The sequence below is a fragment of the Actinoplanes sp. NPDC000266 genome, assembly GCF_042899005.1.
Classification (GTDB): Bacteria; Actinomycetota; Actinomycetes; order Mycobacteriales; family Micromonosporaceae; genus Actinoplanes.
The window spans coordinates 37006-55505 of record NZ_JBIAZI010000005.1; the positions used below are offsets into that span (position 1 = coordinate 37006).

General features: G+C 71.1%; 14 protein-coding genes and 1 pseudogene. 6 read left to right on the plus strand and 9 right to left on the minus strand.

Annotation, left to right across the window (positions count from 1 at the left end; all coding sequences use genetic code 11):
* Nucleotides 1-40 precede the first annotated feature (40 nt).
* Nucleotides 41-5335: a beta strand repeat-containing protein gene (locus tag ACFY36_RS20615; protein WP_499747604.1), complete on the minus strand. Its 5295-nt coding sequence runs from the start codon at nt 5333-5335 to the stop codon at nt 41-43.
* A gap of 129 nt (nt 5336-5464) precedes the next feature.
* On the opposite strand from ACFY36_RS20615, the gene ACFY36_RS20620 reads away from it, so the two are divergent.
* Both ACFY36_RS20620 and ACFY36_RS20625 read left to right on the plus strand, forming a co-directional pair.
* Complete coding sequence (locus tag ACFY36_RS20620) at nt 5465-7264, plus strand: glycerol-3-phosphate dehydrogenase/oxidase (protein WP_499747605.1); 1800 nt, start codon at nt 5465-5467, stop codon at nt 7262-7264.
* Entirely contained in the window at nt 7261-7527 is a 267-nt protein-coding gene (locus ACFY36_RS20625) for a DUF4031 domain-containing protein (RefSeq protein WP_499747606.1), read from the plus strand. Before ACFY36_RS20620 ends, ACFY36_RS20625 begins: the two co-directional genes overlap by 4 nt.
* Here the strand turns inward: ACFY36_RS20625 and ACFY36_RS20630 are convergent.
* Nucleotides 7517-8149 carry an HD domain-containing protein gene (locus ACFY36_RS20630; RefSeq protein ID WP_499747607.1) on the minus strand — a complete coding sequence of 211 codons (633 nt, stop codon included), beginning with the start codon at nt 8147-8149 and terminating at the stop codon, nt 7517-7519. The two genes, ACFY36_RS20625 and ACFY36_RS20630, sit on opposite strands and share 11 nt — an antisense overlap.
* Nucleotides 8150-8172: 23 nt before the next feature.
* Between ACFY36_RS20630 and ACFY36_RS20635 the strand changes: the two genes are divergently transcribed.
* Entirely contained in the window at nt 8173-9306 is a 1134-nt protein-coding gene (locus ACFY36_RS20635) for an FUSC family protein (protein WP_499747608.1), read from the plus strand.
* Nucleotides 9306-11094: pseudogene (locus ACFY36_RS20640) on the plus strand (PrsW family intramembrane metalloprotease); the annotation flags it as partial. The gene ACFY36_RS20635 and the pseudogene ACFY36_RS20640, both read left to right, overlap by 1 nt.
* Nucleotides 11095-11832: 738 nt before the next feature.
* Here the strand turns inward: ACFY36_RS20640 and ACFY36_RS20645 are convergent.
* Together ACFY36_RS20645 and ACFY36_RS20650 are read right to left on the minus strand one after the other, a co-directional pair.
* Nucleotides 11833-12447: a hypothetical protein gene (locus ACFY36_RS20645; protein WP_499747609.1), complete on the minus strand. Its 615-nt coding sequence runs from the start codon at nt 12445-12447 to the stop codon at nt 11833-11835.
* A gap of 42 nt (nt 12448-12489) precedes the next feature.
* Complete coding sequence (locus ACFY36_RS20650) at nt 12490-13734, minus strand: AI-2E family transporter (protein ID WP_499747610.1); 1245 nt, start codon at nt 13732-13734, stop codon at nt 12490-12492.
* Nucleotides 13735-13891: 157 nt separating this feature from the next.
* Between ACFY36_RS20650 and ACFY36_RS20655 the strand changes: the two genes are divergently transcribed.
* A complete protein-coding gene (locus tag ACFY36_RS20655) occupies nt 13892-14188 on the plus strand; it encodes a GroES family chaperonin (protein ID WP_499748188.1) in 297 nt (98 codons plus the stop codon).
* A gap of 44 nt (nt 14189-14232) precedes the next feature.
* Here ACFY36_RS20655 and ACFY36_RS20660 read toward each other — a convergent pair whose 3' ends face one another.
* The 5 genes from ACFY36_RS20660 to ACFY36_RS20680 all read right to left on the minus strand — a co-directional run bounded on the left by ACFY36_RS20660 (nt 14233) and on the right by ACFY36_RS20680 (nt 17573).
* Nucleotides 14233-14565 carry a DUF1416 domain-containing protein gene (locus tag ACFY36_RS20660; RefSeq protein ID WP_499747611.1) on the minus strand — a complete coding sequence of 111 codons (333 nt, stop codon included), beginning with the start codon at nt 14563-14565 and terminating at the stop codon, nt 14233-14235.
* 2 nt (nt 14566-14567) lie between these two features.
* On the minus strand, nt 14568-15416 hold the full coding sequence (locus ACFY36_RS20665) for a sulfurtransferase (RefSeq protein ID WP_499747612.1): 849 nt from the start codon (nt 15414-15416) through the stop codon (nt 14568-14570).
* Nucleotides 15417-15579: 163 nt separating this feature from the next.
* Nucleotides 15580-15657 (minus strand): Ms5788A family Cys-rich leader peptide, encoded by a 78-nt coding sequence (locus tag ACFY36_RS20670; protein ID WP_360248245.1) that lies wholly within the window; start codon nt 15655-15657, stop codon nt 15580-15582.
* Nucleotides 15658-15727: 70 nt separating this feature from the next.
* On the minus strand, nt 15728-16519 hold the full coding sequence (locus tag ACFY36_RS20675) for an LmeA family phospholipid-binding protein (protein ID WP_499747613.1): 792 nt from the start codon (nt 16517-16519) through the stop codon (nt 15728-15730).
* Between the two features lie 64 nt (nt 16520-16583).
* On the minus strand, nt 16584-17573 hold the full coding sequence (locus ACFY36_RS20680; protein WP_499747614.1) for a hypothetical protein: 990 nt from the start codon (nt 17571-17573) through the stop codon (nt 16584-16586).
* Nucleotides 17574-17777: 204 nt separating this feature from the next.
* Between ACFY36_RS20680 and ACFY36_RS20685 the strand changes: the two genes are divergently transcribed.
* Nucleotides 17778-18500, plus strand: coding sequence for a winged helix-turn-helix transcriptional regulator (locus tag ACFY36_RS20685; RefSeq protein WP_184954742.1), 723 nt, complete (start codon nt 17778-17780; stop codon nt 18498-18500).

The window sequence follows — 18500 nt, forward strand, 5'->3', positions numbered from 1 at the left end:
CACGCTAGGCGCGCCCGGCACCCAGCGTGATGTGAATGCGCTACGACATCCGGTGACGTCCGGGGCGGTGCCGTCCGGGGCCGCTGGTCTGGCCGGCCATCAGCAGGAACCCGCCGACCAGGACGATGGCGCCGCCCGCGGTGACCATCGAGACGATGTCGAGGCCGGTCTTGGCCAGATTGCCGTCGCCGCCGCCGGAGGCCGGCGCGTTCACCGTGACCGTGACGATCGCGGTGGCGACGCCGCCGTGCCCGTCGCTGATCGTGTAGGTGAACGAGTCCACCCCACCGGCGTAGCTCTCGTACGGCGCGTAGGTGACCGAGCCGTCCTTGTCGAGCACCGGCGTGCCGTGCCGCGCGCGGCCGACCTTGGTGATCGTCAGCTTGTCCTGGTTGGCGTCCTTGTCGTTGGCCAGCGGGTGGATCACCACGGAGTCGCCGGCGTTCACCGCGACCGCGTCGTTCCGGGCCGCCGGCTTGGTGTTGACACCGGCCACCGTGATGGTGATCGTGCCCGCGGCCTGGTTGCCGGCGGCGTCGGCGGCCCGGTAGGTGAAGCTGTCGGCGCCCGACCAGCCGGCCGTCGCCGTGTAGGTGACGGTGCCGTCCTTGTTCAGCTTGGCCGTGCCGTGCTTCGGCTTGCCGATCGAGAGCACGGTGATCGGGTCGCCGGCCTCGTCGGTGGTGGGCATGACGATCCGGACCGGGGCGCCCGCCTTCGCGGCGAGCTGCCGGTTCGGGACAACCGGCGGCGTGCCGACGGTGATCGTCACGGTCGTGCTGGTCGTGTCGCCGTTGCCGTCGGTGGCCGTGTAGCCGAAGGTGGCGACGCCCGAGAAGCCGGACGGCGGGGTGTAGACGACCTTGCCGCCGCTGATCTTCGCGGTGCCGTGGTCGGGCGTGGTCACCGCGGTCACGGCGAGCGAGCCGGCCGGGTCGAGGTCGTTGGCCAGCACCGCGACGGTCGCGGTCTCCTGGTAAGCCGTGGTGCGCTTGTCGGGCACGGCCACGGGTGAGCCGTCGCTGACGGTGATGGTGACGCTCGCCTGGGCGGTGCCGCCGTTGCCGTCGCTGATCGTGTATTTGAAGGTGTCCGTCCCGGTGTATCCGGCGGCGGGGGTGTAGCGGATCCTGCCGTCGACGACGGTCGCGGTGCCGTGGGCGGGCGCGCCGGCCGCGGTGACGGTCAGCTTCTGTCCCGGGTTGGCGTCGGTGTCGTTGGCCAGCACGTCCACGTCGACGTGCTTGCCGGCGAGCACGGCGGCCGCGTCGCCGGCGGCGACCGGGGCGGCGTTGCCCACCGAGACGGTCACGGTGCCGGTCGCCGTGCTGCCGGCGGCGTCCTTGACCACGTACGTGAAGGTGTCGGTCCCGGTGTATCCGGCGGCCGGGGTGTAGCGGATCTTGCCGCCGACGACGGTCGCCGTGCCGTGGGCGGGCGCCCCGGCCGAGACCAGCGTCAGCGCCGAGGAGCCGGGGTCGGTGTCGTTGGCGGTCACCGCGATGTCCACGGCCTTGCCGGTGGTGGTCGTGGCCGTGTCGGCCACCGCGGTCGGCGCCGCGTCGATGGTGACCGTGACCTTGGCCGTGTCGGTGCGGCCCAGGTCGTCGGTGACCACGTAGTCGAACGTGTCGGTGCCGCTGGTCATCGCGTTCGGCCGATAGGTGACCTGGCCGTCGGCGGTGATCGTGACGACGCCCTTGGCCGGCTGCGTCACCGAGGCGACGCTGAGCTTCTGCCCGGTGTTCGGGTCGACGTCGTTGGCGAGCACGTCGAGCGTGGCGGTGACGCTGGGGTGCACGACGAACTGGTCGGCCACGGCGATCGGCGCCGCGTTGCGCACGGTGATGGTGACCAGCGCCGAGGCCGTCTTCCCGAAGGCGTCCGTGATCGAGTACGTGAAGGTGTCGGTGCCCTGGTAGCCGGCCGCCGGGGTGTAGGCGACCGTGCCGTCGGCGGCCAGCACGGCGGCGCCGTGGGCCGGCGTGGTGATCGCGGTGAGCTGGATGTCGTCGCCGTTCTCGTCGGAGTCGTTGGCCAGCGGGTGCACGGTCACGGCGGTGTCGGTGTCGGTGGTGGCCGCGTCGTCGAGGGCCGTCGGCGCGGTGTTGACCACGCCGAGGGTGACGGTGGCGCCGGCCGTGCCGCCCTTGCCGTCGGTGACGGTGTAGTGGAACGAGTCGGTGCCGCGGTAGCCGTCGGCCGGGGTGTAGGTGATCGTGCCGTCGCTGTTGACGGTGGCCGTGCCGTGGCCCGGGGCGACGTCGACCGTGACGGTCAGCGGGTCGCCGTTGGGGTCGGAGTCGTTGGCCAGGACGTCGATCGTGGCCACGGTGCCGGCCGGGACGGTGACCGGGTCGGGCTTGGCCACGGGCACGCCGTTGGCCACCGTGACCTTGACGGTCGCGGTGTCGAAGCCGCCCTTGTCGTCGGTGATCGTGTAGTCGAAGGTGTCGTCGCCGGAGAAGCCGGCCTTCGGGGTGTACGTGATCCTGCCGTTGGCGCCGAGCACGGCCGTGCCGTTGGCCGGCGTGGTCAGCCCGCTGACACGCAGCGCGTCGGAGACGTTCGGGTCCCGGGCGTCGGCCAGCACGTCCACCACCACGGCGGTGCCGTACGGGGTGGTCACGGTCTCGCCGGCGGCCACCGGCAGGGCGTTGGCCACGGTCACGGTGACGGTGCCGGTCGCGGTGTCGGTGCCGTCGCTGACCTTGTAGGTGAAGGTGGCGTCGCCCGAGAAGCCGCCCGGCGCCTTGTAGACGACCTTGCCACCGCTGATCGTGACGGTGCCGTGGTCGGGCGTACCGACCGAGTCGAGGCTCAGGGCGTCCTTGTTGCCGTCGGTGTCGTTGGCGAGCACGTCGATGGTCACGGTGCCGGCGTACGCGGCGTCGGCGTGATCGGCCGCGGCGACCGGCGAGGCGTTGCCCACGGTGACGCGGATCTGCCCGGTGGTCTGCTTGCCGGCGCTGTCCTCGACCGTGTAGGTGAAGGTCGCGGTGCCCTTGTAGGTGGCCGGCGGCACGTAGGTGACGACATCGCCGTTGAGCGTGGCCGTGCCCGCGCCGGACTGCGGCTGCGTGATCGAGTCGACGTGGATCGGGTTGCCGTTGGGGTCGGAGTCGTTGGCCAGCAGCGAGATGTCGATCTTCGTGCCGGGCGCGGTGGCGACCACGTCGTCGGTGGCCACCGGGGCCGCGTTGGCGGTCGTCACGGTGACGGTGGCCGTGGCGGTGCCGCCGTCGGAGTCGGTCACGACATAGCCGATGGTGTCGGCGCCGGCCCAGCCCAGGGTCGGGGTGTACGTGATACGGCCGTCGGACTCGACGACCGCCGAACCGTGCGCGGGGCCGGTGCCGATCGTGACCTTGAGGGCCGAGGCGGGGTCCTCGGTGTCGCCGTCGTTGGCCAGCACGTCGATCTTCACCGGAACGCCGTTGCTGGTGGTCGCGGTGTCGGCGGCGGTCGTGGGGGCGGTGTTGACGGTGAGGACGGCGGTGGCGCTGTTGTTGGCGGAGACGGAGTCGAGACCGGTGCCCGAGACGTCGAGCGTGGCCGAGGTCGAGCGGGCGGCGCCCGCGGCGACGGTGGCCGGGATGGTCAGCGTGGCCTGGCTGGACGCGACCAGCGCGCCGACCGGGCAGGTCACGACCTGGCCCGAGGCCGAGCAGCCGGATGGGAGCGTGCCGGCGGTGACGCCGGCCGGCAGGGTCAGCTTCGCGGTGGCCGACGGCTCGAGGTCGGAGCCTTTGTTGGTGACCACGGCGGTGTAGGTGACCGCGTTCGGCGCGGCGGCCCGCTGCACGGTCGCGGGGGAGACCGTCAGCGTGGCGGCCAGGTCGGCGTGCGGCTGCTGCACGGTCATGCTGTCGGTGGCGGGCACGCCGTCGACGTCCATGCCGGTGAAGTGGGCCGTGAACGACGAGCTGGCCACGTCGGTCACCGCGTAGCCGGCCGGGGTGTCGTTGTCGACCTTGACGCGGAAGGTCACCCAGGCCGGGCTGCCGTTGGTGATCGAGCCGAGGTTCCAGGTGGGCGTGGCGCCGGTGTCCGCCACCGGGCTGCCCTTGACCGTCATCGAGCCCGGGATGTAGGTGGTGTGCGTCGGGATCGCGTTGCTGATCACGGTGTTGTCGGCCGGGTCGCTGCCGTTGTTCTTGACGTCGATCCGGTATTCGATCTCGTCGCCGGGCAGCAGGTCGCCGCCGTCGACGTCGGTGCCCTTGGCCGTCGTGACCAGGTCGGGGGCGAACAGGTCGGTGGTGAAGGTGACCACGCCCGGATAGAACGTCTCGCCGCCGGTGGTCAGCGTCAGCTTGGCGGTGGTCGCCTTGTTGTTCAGCTTGCCCGAGGCGTCGAACTGGTCGACGTCGACGCCCATCAGGTTGCGGTTGCCCGGCGAGCGGCCGCTGTTGAGCAGCGTGCCGTTCTCGCTCACGGTGCTGTTGAAAAAGTTGGTGGCCGGGTTGGCGGCGTCGCTGACCGCCACGTCGTCGAGCTTGAGGTTGTCGCCCTCGAGGCCCAGGTCGCCCTCGTAGACGACCGTGCCGATCTTGGCGTTCACGGTGCCGTTGTCAGGGGTCTGAAAGCCCGTGACGGGAATGTTCACGCTGGTGTCGTTGCTGGTCACGACGCCGAAGCCGTCGAAGACGCGCAGGCTGTGCATGGCTTCGTTCGGATTCTGGTACGCCACCACGAGCGACCAACCGGCGTATCGGTCCTTGCCGGTGCCGGCCTGGATGTTGGCCACCGAGAAGTCGCCGTCGCCGGCGCCCGAGACCAGCGGCGTCACGTCGGCGAAGCCCTGATAGGCCGAGTTCGACGGATTGGTGAAGACCTTGGTCGCGGTCACCGTCTGCCAGGCCGCGTTCGACGGCGTACGGAAAAGGACCTTGCCGTTGTCCCCGGCCGCCTTGGCCGGGTTGCCGCTGTTGCCGGCGCTGGTGTCGGCGCCCCAGTACAGGCCGGCGAAGAGCACCTTGCTGCCGCCGGTGGGCAGCGTCACCTTGGCCGTGCTGACGTTGAAGGTCGCCGGGTCGTTGTCCGCGTCCGCGTACTCCATGACGTAGTTGTTGTTGTTCAGCTCACCCTTGGTGGAGCCCGTTCCGGCCTGCGCGGTCGTGCAGGTGGTGGACGCCGGGCAGAGCATGTTGGTGTTGCCGCGCAGGATGATCGAGCCGTTCACGTTGGCCGAGAAGCGGGCCTTGAACTCGGTGGTGATCGCCGCGTCGGCCTTGCCGCCGACCAGCGCCACCGCGACCGTGAGGGCCACGGCGACCACTACCACCAGGACAAGTGCTCGGTACGGCCTGGAACGCAGAACGGCTCTGTGCATGCGGGTCCCCGTCGTCATCCGGCGGCGGCGGACTCCTGCGGTCCGGGCCTTCACTGACGCTAGGAATTGCCAAGTGCGGATCGGGTGCAGCGGGGAGCTACTTCGGTAGCGGGCGCTACCGTGGGGGACGTGCGCGATCCCTCCGTTTCTCGCTACACGGCCGGCCGGCTCTCACCGATCCGCCGCGTCGCCGATCTCCGGCGCCTCCGCGACGAGCAGTTCGACGTCCTGGTCATCGGCGGTGGGGTCACCGGCGCCGGCGCCGCCCTCGACGCCGCCTCCCGCGGGCTCAAGGTGGCCCTGGTCGAGGCCCGTGACCTCGCGGCCGGCACGTCCAGCCGCTCCAGCAAGCTGATCCACGGCGGCCTGCGCTATCTCGAACAGCTCGAGCTGCACCTGGTGCACGAGGCGCTGACCGAGCGCGGCCTGCTCTCCACCCGGCTCGCGCCCCACCTGGTCCGCCCGGTGCCGATCATGGTGCCGTTGCCGGCCGGCAACCCGGCCGCGAGGGTCGGCCGCCGCGCCTACTACGGGCTCGGCGTGGCCGCGTACGACGTCTTCGCCGGCCTCTTCGGCACCGGCCGCGGCATGCCGCTGCACCGCCACCTGAGCCGCGACGGCGCCCGCCACCTGTTCCCCAGCCTGCGGGCCGACACGATCAGCGGCGCCATCCGCTACTACGACGGCCAGGTCGACGACGCCCGCCTCGTGGTCACCCTGGCCCGCACGGCGGCCAGCATGGGCGCGGCCGTCGTGACCAGCGCCCGCGTGGTCGGCTTCCTGCGCGAGGCCCGCGAGGTGGTGGGCGTGCGCGTCCGCGACCTCGAGGCGCCCGACGAGCCCGAGTTCGAGGTCCGCGCCCGCACGGTGGTCGCCGCCACCGGCGTGTGGAGCGACGACATGTCACGAATGCTCAGCGACGTCGGCGTCCGCCCCGGCCTGCGGGTCCGCGCCTCCAAGGGCGTCCACCTGGTGGTGCCGCGCTCGGCCATCACCGGCGAGGTCGGCCTGATCCTGCGCACGCCCACGTCGGTGCTGTTCGTCATCCCGTGGGGCGGCCACTGGATCATCGGCACCACCGACACCGACTGGAAACTCGACCGGTCACATCCGGCCGCCTCGGCCCGTGACATCAGCTACATCCTCGACCAGGTCAACGAGGTCCTCGACCGCCCGCTGACGACGGACGACATCGAGGGGGTGTACGCCGGACTGCGCCCCCTGCTCTCGGGCGAGGCCGAGTCGACGTCGAAACTGTCCCGCGAGCACGCGGTGATCGAGCCGATGCTCGGGCTGATGCTGGTGGCCGGCGGCAAATACACGACGTACCGGGTGATGGCGGCCGACGTGATCGACCGGGCGGTCCGCCGCCTGGGCGGCTCGGCCCGCGCCTCGTCCACCGCCGACCTGCCGCTGCTGGGGGCCGACGGCTATGCGGCGGCGTGGCGCGACCGGCACGACATCGCCCGCCGGCACGGCGTGCCGGCCGGGGTGGTCGAGCATCTCCTCGAACGGTACGGGTCGATGACGGTGCACCTGCTGGCCATGATGAAGGCCGACCCGTCGCTGGCCGTCCCGCTGCGGGGCGCGCCGGAATATCTGGCGGCCGAGGTGGCGTACGCGGCCCTGGCCGAGGGCGCGCTGCACGTCGACGACGTGCTCACCCGCCGCACCCGCATCTCGATCGAGACCCCGCACCGCGGCAGCGAGTCGGCCGAGCACACGGCCGAGATCATGGGCGAGGTGCTGGGCTGGGACAAGGCGGTGCGCGAGCGCGAGGTCGAGCACTACCTGGCCCGGGTGGCGGCCGAGCGGCAGTCGCAGACGATGCCCGACGACCTGGCGGCCGACGCGGCCCGGGTCGGCGCGCCGGACGTCCGCGGCTTCGCGGCCGACCGCGGGGTCGACCTGCTCCAGATCGACCTTTGATCCTCGTCGACGAGCCGCTCTGGCCGGCGCGCGGCCGCCTCTGGTCACACCTGGTGAGCGACCTCTCGTACGCCGAGCTGCACGCCTTCGCCGAGATGCTGGGCGCGCCGCGCCGGGCCTTCGACCGGGACCACTACGACATCCCGGAGACGCGCTTCCGCAGCGCGATCTGGCTCGGCGCGACGCTGCTGCCCTCCCGCGAGCTGGCCGCGCGGCTGCGCGCGGCCGGCCTGCGGCGGCCGAAGCATCTGTCTATCCGTTGAGCTCCTTTTCCAGGTTGGCCCGGGCCCTGGCTTCCCACTGCTCCCGCAGCGGGGCCAGCCGGTAGATCGACGGCAGCTCGAGCAGGGCCTTGAGCACCTGGGCCCGGCCGTCCTTGAAGGCGTCGTCGGGCACGTGCGCGTACTCCCGCCGGATGGCCGCGGTGTACGCCGCGTACTGCTCGTCGTCGCCGGCCAGGACCGCGAGGTCGGCGTCGCAGAGCAGCTCGCCGTCCGGGTCGTCGTCCCCGGTCGCGTGCCCGGCGGTCAGCCCGACCAGCCGCGCCACCTCGGCCGCGTTCGCCTCGGGCACACCGAGCGTGGTCAGCAGCCCCTCGGCGAACTCGGCGCTGTCCCGCTCGTTGGCGTCACCCAGGGCCCGCGGATCGTAGACGGCGTCGTGCATCCACGCGGCCAGCCGCACCCGCTCCGGATGACGGGCCAGACCAGCATGCAGATCAACAACATTGAGTACGTCGGCCAGGTGCTCGACGGTGTGATATTGCCGCTGCGGCTCCGACCAGCGCGTCAGCAGGTAGCCGCCGGCGGCGTCCAGATCGCCGTCGGCGGCCGTCGCGCCGGCGTCACGGGCCGCATGCCGGAAACGTTCCACGAGATCTTCCACCCGACTAACTTAAGGTCACTGAGGTGACCACGAGCATTTCGGGAAGCGTGACCACCGGCGCCCGCGCCGGGCTCCGGCGCGTCCGGGGCGGCCTGGCGCTCGCCGTGCAGGCCGGAGTCGCGGCCGGGCTGGCCTGGTTCGTGGCCCACGACCTGTTCGGCCGGCCGGCGCCGTTCTTCGCGCCCATCGCCGCCGTGATCACGCTGGCCTCGTCGGTCGGCCAGCGCGTCAAACGCACCAGCGAACTGGTCCTCGGCGTGGCCATCGGCATCGGCATCGGCGACGCGCTGATCCTGCTCATCGGCAGCGGCCCCTGGCAGATCGGCCTCATCGTGGTGCTGGCCGTGCTGGTCGCCACGGCCGTGGGCGGCGGAACACCGCTGGTCGTGCAGTCGGCCTCGTCCGCGGTGCTGGTGGCCACCCTGACCTCGAGCACCGGCCTGCCCTGGACCCGGTTCCTCGACGCCCTGGTCGGCGGCGGCATCGGCCTGATCGTGATGACCCTGCTGCTGCCGCTCAACCCGCTCAGCGTGGTCCGCAGGGCCGCCGACCCGGCCCTGCAGGCCCTGGCCGACGGTCTGCACCGGGTCGGCGCCGGACTGGGCGAGAAGGACCGCGACGAGGTCCGCGACGCGCTCGCCAGCCTGCGGGCGGCCGAGGGCACCTTCGCCGCCTTCTCTGCGGCGGTCACCGCGGCCCGGGAGAACGTGGCCTTCGCGCCGGCCCGGTGGCGCAACCGGGGAGCGCTGGCGCTGTACGTCGACGGCGCCGACCAGATCACGTACATGCTCCGCAATGTCCGGGTCCTCAGCCGGCGGGTCGACACGGCCCTCGGCGACGACGAGCCGATCCCAGCGGTGCTGCCGGTGTCGGTGGCGCTGCTGGGCGACGCGGTCGAGCTGCTCAAACAGGAGTGGGCCAAGGGGGTCGAGCCGGTGGCGGCCCGGGAGAGGGCGCTGCGGGCGGCGACGGAGTGCGGACGGGCGTACGAGGAAGGTGTGGGCTTCTCGGGCGGCGTCATCGTGGCCCAGATCCGGACGGCGGCCACCGACCTGCTCCGGGCCAGCGGGGTCGACTACGCGGAGGCACCCCGGCTGGTGCGCCGGGCCGTCGGGTGGCACTTGCGTCCCCGCCGCCGACGTTCCGGCCGGTCTTGATCCTTTCCGGCGTCCTCGGGGCGGCCACGCGTTGTCCGGGTGACTACGCTGGCGGACATGGCCGACGTTTCGCCGGGCGCCCCCGTGCCGCCCGACCAGCTGCCCGTCTTCAGCGAGCAGCCGGCCGTCCCCGGCCCGCAGCAGCCACCCCACCCGACCGCCGGCAAGCCCCGGACAGGCTGGCGCCGCTGGCTGCCCATCGCCGGCGTCGTCGCGTTCCTGCTGGCGGCGGCCATCGGCCTGCTGCTCTACCTCGGCTACAACATCGGCGTCACCAGCCTGCTGGTCGGCCTGGCGGCCGCCGTGCTGCCGGTGCCGCTGCTGGTCTCGGCGTTCCTGTGGCTCGACCGCTACGAGCCCGAACCCATCCGTTACCTGGCCTTCTGCTTCGTGTGGGGAGCGGCCATCGCCACGTCGGTGGCCCTGTTCGTCAACACGGTCACGGCGTCCCTGTTCGAGAAGTGGGGCCTGCCCGAGGCGCTGGTCGCGGTGCTCGTGGCCCCCTTCATCGAGGAGTCGATGAAGGCGCTGGGCCCGTTCCTGCTCTTCTGGCGCCGCCGCTCCGAATGGTCCGGCATCACCGACGGCATCGTCTACATCGGCCTGTCGGCGCTGGGCTTCGCGATGGTCGAGAACATCCTCTACCTGGGCGGACACGGCTACGCGTCGGGCGTCGAACAATACGGCCCGGCCACCGGCCTGCAAAACCTCTTCGCCATCTTCATCGTCCGCATCCTGTTCACCGGCTTCGCCCACCCGCTGTTCAGCTCGATGACCGGCATCGGCCTCGGCCTGGCGGCCCGCTCCGGTGACCGCCGGGTGCGCTGGCTGGCCCCCATCGCCGGCCTGCTCCTGGCGATGATCCTGCACGGCACGTTCAACCTGCTGCCGACGCTCTCGGTCAGCCTCGACCAACCCCTGATCATGTTGTACGGCTACCTCGGCTTCATGGTGCCGTTCTTCTTCGCGGTCGTCGGCTTCGCCATCGCGCTCCGCAGCTGGGAGGGCCGCCTGACCGAGAGGATCCTGCCGTACTACGTCCGCACCGGCTGGTTCGCGCCGCCGGAGGTGGCAGCCCTGGGCAGTCTGGGCCGCCGTTATTCGGCCCGCCAGTGGGCGAGGCGCGTGGCCGGAATGACAGGGCAGAAGGCGATGCGCAGCTTCCAGTTCGCGGCGACGCAGCTGGCCCTGCTCCGCGACGGCATGCAGCGGGGACTGGACCGAAAGCCGGCCGAGATCGAGCGGGCGGCGGCCGAGGAGCAGCGCCTGCTGACGGAGATCCTGGAGTACAGGGCGGCTTTCACAGGCCGGGACCCGGCGACGCCGAGGGCGTTCTGGGACGGGCAGTCCTACCAGATCGCCTTCCCGGACGGGGTGACGCGCACGGTCCAGGCCCCGTCGGAGCCGGTGGTGCCGATTCCGGTGCAGGCGCCGCAGCCGGTGTTCGCGCCGGCTTTCCCGGGGGTGCCTTATGGTGCTCAACCGGGGTACGGGGCGCCTGGCTATAGCGTCCAGCCTGGATACGGTGCTCAGCCCGGTTATGGCGCTCAGGCCGGGAGCGCTCAGCCTGGATACGGTGCTCAGCCTGGATATGGCGCGCAGCCTGGATACAGCGCCCAATCTGGCTATGGCGCCCCGCCTGGAAGCGCTCAGCCTGGATATGGCGCTCAGCCTGGATATGGCGCGCAGCCGGGTTATGGCGCTCAGCCCGGGTACAGCGGTCAGCCCGGCTATGGCAGCGGCTACGGTGCTTCCCCGGGTTATGGCACCCCGCCCGGTCACGGCAATGGCCAGCCCGGCTATGGCAGCGGCCAGTCTGGCTATGGCGGCCAGCCCGGCATCGGGCAGCAGCCTTTCGACGGTCGGCAGCCGACGTCGGGGGCGCAGCCGGCCTATGGAGCCCAGCAGCCGTACGGCGCTCAGCCCTACTACGGCCCGCCGCCCGGCCAACCCGGCTCGCAGCCCACTCAGCCCGAGTCCTCCGCCGGGTCGAACCCGGCCGATCAATCCGGGTCTGCCGCTCAACCGGGCTCGGCCGGCCACGCTCAGCAGACGGAGAACCTCACGCCGCCCGACTCCGGGCAGCCGACCTTGCCGACGCCGGCCGTGTCTCCGGCGCCGAGCACGCCGTACAGCTATCCGAGCCCGCCTCCGTTCGCGCCGGTGCCCACCGAGCCGGCTCAGGCGCCAGAAACGGCTCCTGACAAGCCGGAGCACACTCAGCCGTAGGCGCGCCCGCTTTCCACAGGCCCCGGGTTGTCCACAGGCCGGGTACCCGATCTTGCAGGTTTTCGAGAGGATTCACCTGCCAGAACGGGGTCCTTGGGGAGACATCCCATGGGTTGGTCGTGGCCGGCGCCGCGGGTGCGTTGTCGCTGGTAGTAGGCGTAGGCGCCGGGTGATTGGGTCAGCGCGGAGAAGGCTTGGAGCATGAGTGCGTCGACGAGGCGGTCGTTGTGGACGTATCGGGCGAGGACGGTTGTCTTCTTGCCTGACGCGCGGGTGATCGGGCCGGTCGCGGCTGGATCAAGCGGGGGTGCCGTTCCAGCGCCACGAAGTCTGCAGCTCGTGGCCTGGCAGTTCGGCGCGGCCGGTGGCCCATAGCAAGGTCGGCCACGGGGCGGTGTCGTTGGGAGCCCACGGGAACAAGCGGTGCAGGGCGGCCGCGCACAGCTCCGCCGGCGGTGACCACGGCACGTTCAGGCCGGCCGCTATGTCGTTCGTGTGCACCAATGTCTCGACCACGCCCATCGCGGCGAAGCCGGAAGCGTTCGAAGCTCCGTAGTTGTGGAAGGACAGCTTCTCCGGCGGGGCCGTGGCCAGCACCGCCGCCAGCATCGCGCCGCAGGACTCGAGGACGGTCAGCAGGGCCTCCGGGCCGTCCTCCGGGTCCACGAAGACGGTCAGGCCGGGGCCTCCGGGGCGGCGATGTTGCCAGCCGAAGCGCACATACGTGGTGGTCGACGGGGTCGCGGGGGCCAGCTGGGCCGCGTACGTGAACAGGTCGTCGGCCATGTGCTCGGCCGTCTCCCAGCATGTCCACGTCAGCGGGCCCGCCGGGACCGTCCAGTCGGACGTGGTGGCCTTGGACAGGGTGTCGATGGCCAGGGACACGGCTCGCGTTACATCGTCAGATCTCATTGCCTGAGTTGTAGAGCGAGCCGTGCCCGTACGCCAAACGATTTATGCGGCGCCGCCGGTGACCACCACCGCGTCCGGGGGGATCTCGGGGCGTCGGCGGGCCAGGCGGCGGATGCCCGTGTTCAGGACGGCGATCAGCGGGACCGCGATGAGGGCGCCGATGATGCCGGCCAGGACCACGCCGGAGGCGATGCCGATGATCACGGCCAGGGGGTGGATGGCCACCGCGCGGCCCATGATCAAGGGCTGGAGGATGTGGCCTTCGACCTGCTGGACCAGGATCACCGCGCCGAGCACGATCAGGGCGACCACCCAGCCCTGGTCGACCAGGGCGACCAGCACCGCGACCGCGCCGGAGACGCTGGCGCCGACGATCGGGATGAAGGCGCCCAGGAAGACCAGCGCGGCCAGCGGGAACGGGAACGGGATGTCCAGCACGACCAGGGCGATGCCGATGCCGACGGCGTCGATGAAGGCGACCAGGACCGTCGCCCGCACGTACGAGCCCAGGGTGGTCCAGGACGCGTCGCCGGCGTCGGCCAGTGACCAGCGGGCGTTCACCGGGAAGAGGCGTACGACGAAACGCCAGATCTTGCGGCCGTCGCGGAGGAAGAAGAAGGTCGAGAACAGGACCAGCAGCATGCCGGTCAGCACCTCGAAGACCGTGGCCGCCGTGGAGATGCCCGTCGACGTCAGCTGCGCCGTGTGCGCGTTCACCCAGGTCTGCGCGTTGTCGATGGCCCGGTTGACCTGGTCGTCGGAGAGGTGCAGCGGGCCCGTCTTCAACCATTCCTGAATTTGGCGTACGCCCTCACTCGCGTTCTTGGTGAGCTCGGGCAGGCCGTTGACGAACTGGTTGATGACCAGGGTCAGCGTGCCCGCGACCGCGGCCAGGCCGCAGATCAGCACCAGGAACGTCGCCAGCGACGCGGGCAGGAACCGGCGCAGCATGGCCACGGCCGGCGACAGCAGCGCCGACAGCAGCAGTGAGATGGACAGCGGGATGACGACCACGCTGATGATGCCGATGAAGCGCAGCAGCGCCCAGCCGACCAGCCCGACCACGATCAGCCGCCAGCCCCAGGCGGCCGCGATGCGCAGCGAATGCGGCACCTCGGCGTCGTCGCGGCTGTTCGTCGAGTAGTGCACGTCCTCCGGGTCGGGCGGGGGCGGCGCGAACTCGACCTCGGTGTCGGAGTCGGTCGCGCTGTCGTTGGTGCGCGCCTGGCGCACCGACTCGCGACCGGAGTCGTACGCCTTCCGGAGGTTCTCCCGGACTCGCTCCAAGCGGCTCAACCGCCTACCCCCTCGCGATTGCTGTAAGCAACCACCACCGTAGTAGTCCGACGCAGCTTGATCCCCGCAGGCGGCACCGGCAAAACCAGGCGTACCGTCTGCATTCGTGAGCACCGACACCCGAACCGAGAGCGGATTGCCGATCCGCATGCTGCACGATCGCGTCCTCGTCCGCCAGGACGGGGGTGAGGGGGAGCGCCGGTCGACCGCCGGCATCGTGATCCCGGCGACCGCGTCGATGGGCCGCCGTCTCTCCTGGGCCACCGCCGTCGGCGTGGGGCCGAACGTGCGCTCGATCGTCGTCGGTGACCGGGTCCTGTTCGACCCGGACGACCGGTCCGAGGTGGAGTTGCACGGCCGGGGCTACGTGCTGCTGCGCGAGCGGGACGTGCACGCGGTGGCCGCGAGCCGTGTCGAGTCCGACGGCACCGGTCTCTATCTGTAAATGAAAGCGGCCCCCGAAAAACGGGGGCCGCCGGAAAACGAAGATCAGGCGGGCGCGACGCTCAGGCCGACCTCGTTGACGCCGACCGTGGCGTCGACGACGACCTCGCCGTTGCCGCCGCGCGACAGGGCGCGCAGCGTCCACGAGCCGGGGGCGGCGAAGAACCGGAACGCGCCCTCGGGCGAGGTGACGACCTCGGCCGTGAACTCGCCGGAGCCGTCGAGCAGCCGCACGTAGGCGCCCGCCACGGCCTCACCCGTGGCGGTGCTGACGATGCCGGTGATGACGGTTTCGCGGGTCAGGTCGACGCCGGCCGGCAGCGGGGCCGACTGGTCGGGGGCGGCGCAACCGGCCGCCGTGTTTGACGGAGAAGTCATGGTCACGCCTTCCCGGGCTCGTCGCCGAGGGCGATCGGCACGCCGATGAGCGAGCCGTACTCGGTCCAGGAACCGTCGTAGTTCTTCACGTTCTGCTGGCCGAGCAGCTCCTTGAGCACGAACCACGTGTGCGACGAGCGCTCGCCGATGCGGCAGTAGGCGATGGTGTCCTTGCTGCCGTCGAGGCCGGCCTCACCGTAGATCTTGGTGAGCTCCTCGTCGGACTTGAAGGTGCCGTCCTCGTTGGCCGCCTTGCTCCACGGCACGCTGATCGCGGTCGGGATGTGGCCGCCGCGCTGCGACTGCTCCTGCGGCAGGTGGGCCGGCGCGAGCAGGCGGCCGGCGAACTCGTCGGGGCTGCGCACGTCGACCAGGTTCTTCACGCCGATGGCCTGCACGACCTCGTCGCGGAAGGCGCGGATCGACAGGTCGGGGGCGGAGGCGGTGTAGGTGGTCTTCTCCCGGACCGGCACGTCCTTGGTGTACGGGCGGGCGTCGAGCTCCCACTTCTTGCGGCCGCCGTCGAGCAGCTTCACGTCGCCGTGGCCGTAGAGCTTGAAGTACCAGTAGGCGTACGCCGCGAACCAGTTGTTGTTGCCGCCGTAGAGCACCACGACGTCGTCGTTCTTGATGCCGCGCTCGGACAGGAGCGCGCCGAACTGCTCCTGGTTGACGAAGTCGCGGCGGACCGGGTCCTGGAGGTCCTTCTTCCAGTCGATCTTGATGGCGCCGGGGATGTGGCCGCCGTCGTAGGCGGTGGTGTCCTCGTCGACCTCGACGAAGACGATGCCCGGGGTGTCGAGGTTCTGCTCGGCCCAGTCGGCCGAAACGAGTGCGGTGTCGCGACTCATCGGTTCACTCCCTGTGAGAGTTGGGGGAGAGTCAGCGCACGGGGTTTCAGTCGCACCGCGCGCGGGACCCAGTGGAAACGGAGAATGGATCTCGTGCTGTACGTGCGACGGCGCCACTGCCGATGGAGAAAGAGCTAGAAAATGCTCAGCACTAGTGGCTCCGTCAGAGGACGGAGCAACACAGGCAGGCGGCCACGCGGCACAGGTCGACCGCGCGCCTCTTGGTGAGCAAGGGGCTCATGAAATGTGACCCTACCAGCGGTTCACGGGGTGGTAACAGACTCGACCACCATCCGGGAACATGGCCGGGCTCACAGCCCGCCGGTGTTCAGCGGCACGTTGGTGGCCCCGGCGGTGAAGCGGAGACCGTCGGCCTGCGGCTCCACCTTCTGCACCTTGAGGTTGAGCGGCAGCGCCGGCACGCGCAGGTCGACCGCGAGCTTCTGGACGTACGAGGCGATCAGGTTCTTCACGATGGGCACGTCGGGCAGGCCCTCGGCGGTCACGTCGGAGAACCGGATCTGCACCACGTCGCCCTTGACCTCGACGGTGGCCGCGCCGGAGACGTTGAAGGTCTGCCCGAGCGCCTGCACGGGCGCGGTGCCGACGAGCTTGCCGTTCTGCTCGGCGAGCTTCAGGCCGGGCTGGTTGATCAGCTGGGCGACCTGGTCGTAGTCGATGGTGCCGGTGCCGGTCACCGCCCCGGCCACGATGTCGCCGTTGCCGGTGCGGAGCGTGTCGAGCGGGGCGTTGACGTCCGTGGCCCGTACATCGAGAAGATCGGTCTTGATCGTGCCGCCGTTGCCCGCGGGGCCGGAGAAGTTCGGCAGCTTGATGTGGATCTCCTGGTAGTTGCCGTCGAGCACCTGGGTCAGGAACGGCACGCCCTCGATCGTCACGTCCGGCTTCTCGCTGGTCGCCTGCTGCTGGGTGACCTGCTCGGCCACCCGGTCGCTGATCTCGCGTTCCGCGTAGGACGCGGCCACCCGGTCGGCGACCACCAGGAGCACGCCGATCAGGAGAAGAAAGACGACAAGGACGATGAGCAGGCGGCGCCCACGCCGTTTGCGGGGCCGCTGCTGCGTCCCGTACACCTCGCCCACCGGACCTCCCCATCGAAGCGACGACGAAAAGGTACATGCCCCGTTCCACCGAGCCGTGAAACGGTCAGGTGAGGTACCAGTGTGTCACCGCGTACGCGATCGGGGCGATCACGGCGAAAGCGCCCAGCGGCCCCTGCATGTGCCGGGCCACCCAGAAGGTCGGCGCGTCACCGGCCAGGCGGCGGCCGGCCTGCCCGAAGTTGACGGCCAGGTCGACCAGGTTGGCCGCGACCACCGCGATCAGGCCGATCACGGCGCCCTTGGCCGGGGTGAAGGGCAGCACCAGCACGCTGCCGAGGGCGGCGGCGGCCAGCGTGCCCAGCATCGCGCCGAGCACCACCCCGCCCGCGCCCCGGGGCACCTGGGCCGCGATGCGCGGCTTGGGGAGCACGGCGTCGGTGGCCCGGGCGACGACCAGAGCCACGCCGGCCGCGGTCGCGCACATGGTCAGTGTCTGCGTGCCGGACTCCTGCCGGGTGAGCAGGATCGGGATGGCGTACGCGACCACGCCGGCCACGATGGCCAGGGTGGCCCGCCACGAGTCGCGGGCCCGGGCCCGGTCGTCGGACCGGATCAGCTGGCCGATGAAGGCGGCCACGAACCCGCCGGCCAGCACCCACACGAGCGGGAGCAGGGCCGGCTCGGCGCGGGTGACGGCCAGATAGTCGGCGGCCAGCGCGGCCACTCCGCCCACGCCCAGGGTGACCATGGCCGCCGGCGGGCGCAGGGCCATGATCCAGGCGATCAGGTAGAGAGCCTGGACCCCGAACAGGACGATGGCGTACGGCAGTCGCGCGTCCGGTGCGGAGGTCTGCGCGCCGAGGATCAGCCCGATCGCCAGGAGGCCGGAGAACCCGGCGATGGCCAGCGCGAGCTGCCGCCGGACCGGGACGACCTCGATCTCCTCGAACTCTTCGCCGTCGAGATCGTCGCCGTCGGTCTCGGGCTCGTCGTCGGGACGGACGCCGGAGGGCGGCCTCTTGCCGCCGGAGCGCGCGATCTCGCGCGACGCGTCGGCGTCCCAGGGGTCGTCCTGCGGCATGGAGGGGAACACGCAGCGATCGTGCCAGACCCGGGCCCCGAAGGTAAAAGGCCGGTTACACGGCCACCTCGTGAGCGTTCACTACATCACTCACGCAAACGATCGAGGTGTTCGAGGCGATGGATCGGTTAAGGTAAGCGCAGCCCACCCGTCGGTGACGCCGGGAAAACTACGCCGATGAGTCACCCTGTGCGGCCTGGAGCCGCAAGGACGGAGGTGAGTGTGGAAATCCTTCTGTTGGTGACGGCACGTGCCGGTGAGCCTTCCGCCGTGCTGCCCGCGCTGGATCTGCTTCCCCACTCCGTACGCACCGCCCCCCGCGATGTCCGCACCCTGGTGTCCGGCCCGAGCCCCGACGCGGTCCTGGTCGACGCGCGCTCCGAGCTCTCCGAGGCCCGTGCCACGTGCCGCATGCTGCACGCGACCGGCATCGGCGTCCCGCTGATGGCGGTCGTGACCGAGGCCGGCCTGATCGCGCTGAACGCCGACTGGGGCGTCGACGACGTCATCCTGGCCAGCGCGGGACCGGCCGAGGTCGAGGCGCGGCTGCGCCTGAGTGTCGGCCGCCTGAGCAACGCGACCGCCGGCGCCGGCGGGTCGATCCGGGCCGGTGAGCTCAACATCGACCCCGACACCTACGCGGCGAAGCTCAAGGGCCGCCCGCTCGACCTCACCTACAAGGAGTTCGAGCTGCTCAAGTTCCTCGCCCAGCACCCGGGCCGGGTCTTCACCCGCGACCAGCTGCTGCGTGAGGTCTGGGGCTACGACTACTTCGGCGGCACCCGCACGGTCGACGTGCACGTGCGGCGCCTGCGGGCCAAGCTCGGCTCGGAATACGAGTCGATGATCGGCACGGTCCGCCAGGTGGGCTACAAGTTCGTGGTCCCGCCGTCGGGCCGCCAGCTTCCGGACAACGAGCCGGTCTCGCTGCCGGTCTGA

Excerpts from the sequence above, each read along its gene's own strand:
- ACFY36_RS20615 (WP_499747604.1), bottom strand. The coding sequence starts at position 5,335 with ATGCACAGAGCCGTTCTGCGTTCCAGGCCGTACCGAGCACTTGTCCTG.
- ACFY36_RS20645 (WP_499747609.1), bottom strand. The coding sequence starts at position 12,447 with ATGAGATCTGACGATGTAACGCGAGCCGTGTCCCTGGCCATCGACACC.
- ACFY36_RS20655 (WP_499748188.1), top strand. The coding sequence starts at position 13,892 with ATGCTGCACGATCGCGTCCTCGTCCGCCAGGACGGGGGTGAGGGGGAG.
- ACFY36_RS20660 (WP_499747611.1), bottom strand. The coding sequence starts at position 14,565 with ATGACTTCTCCGTCAAACACGGCGGCCGGTTGCGCCGCCCCCGACCAG.
- ACFY36_RS20665 (WP_499747612.1), bottom strand. The coding sequence starts at position 15,416 with ATGAGTCGCGACACCGCACTCGTTTCGGCCGACTGGGCCGAGCAGAAC.
- ACFY36_RS20670 (WP_360248245.1), bottom strand. The coding sequence starts at position 15,657 with ATGAGCCCCTTGCTCACCAAGAGGCGCGCGGTCGACCTGTGCCGCGTG.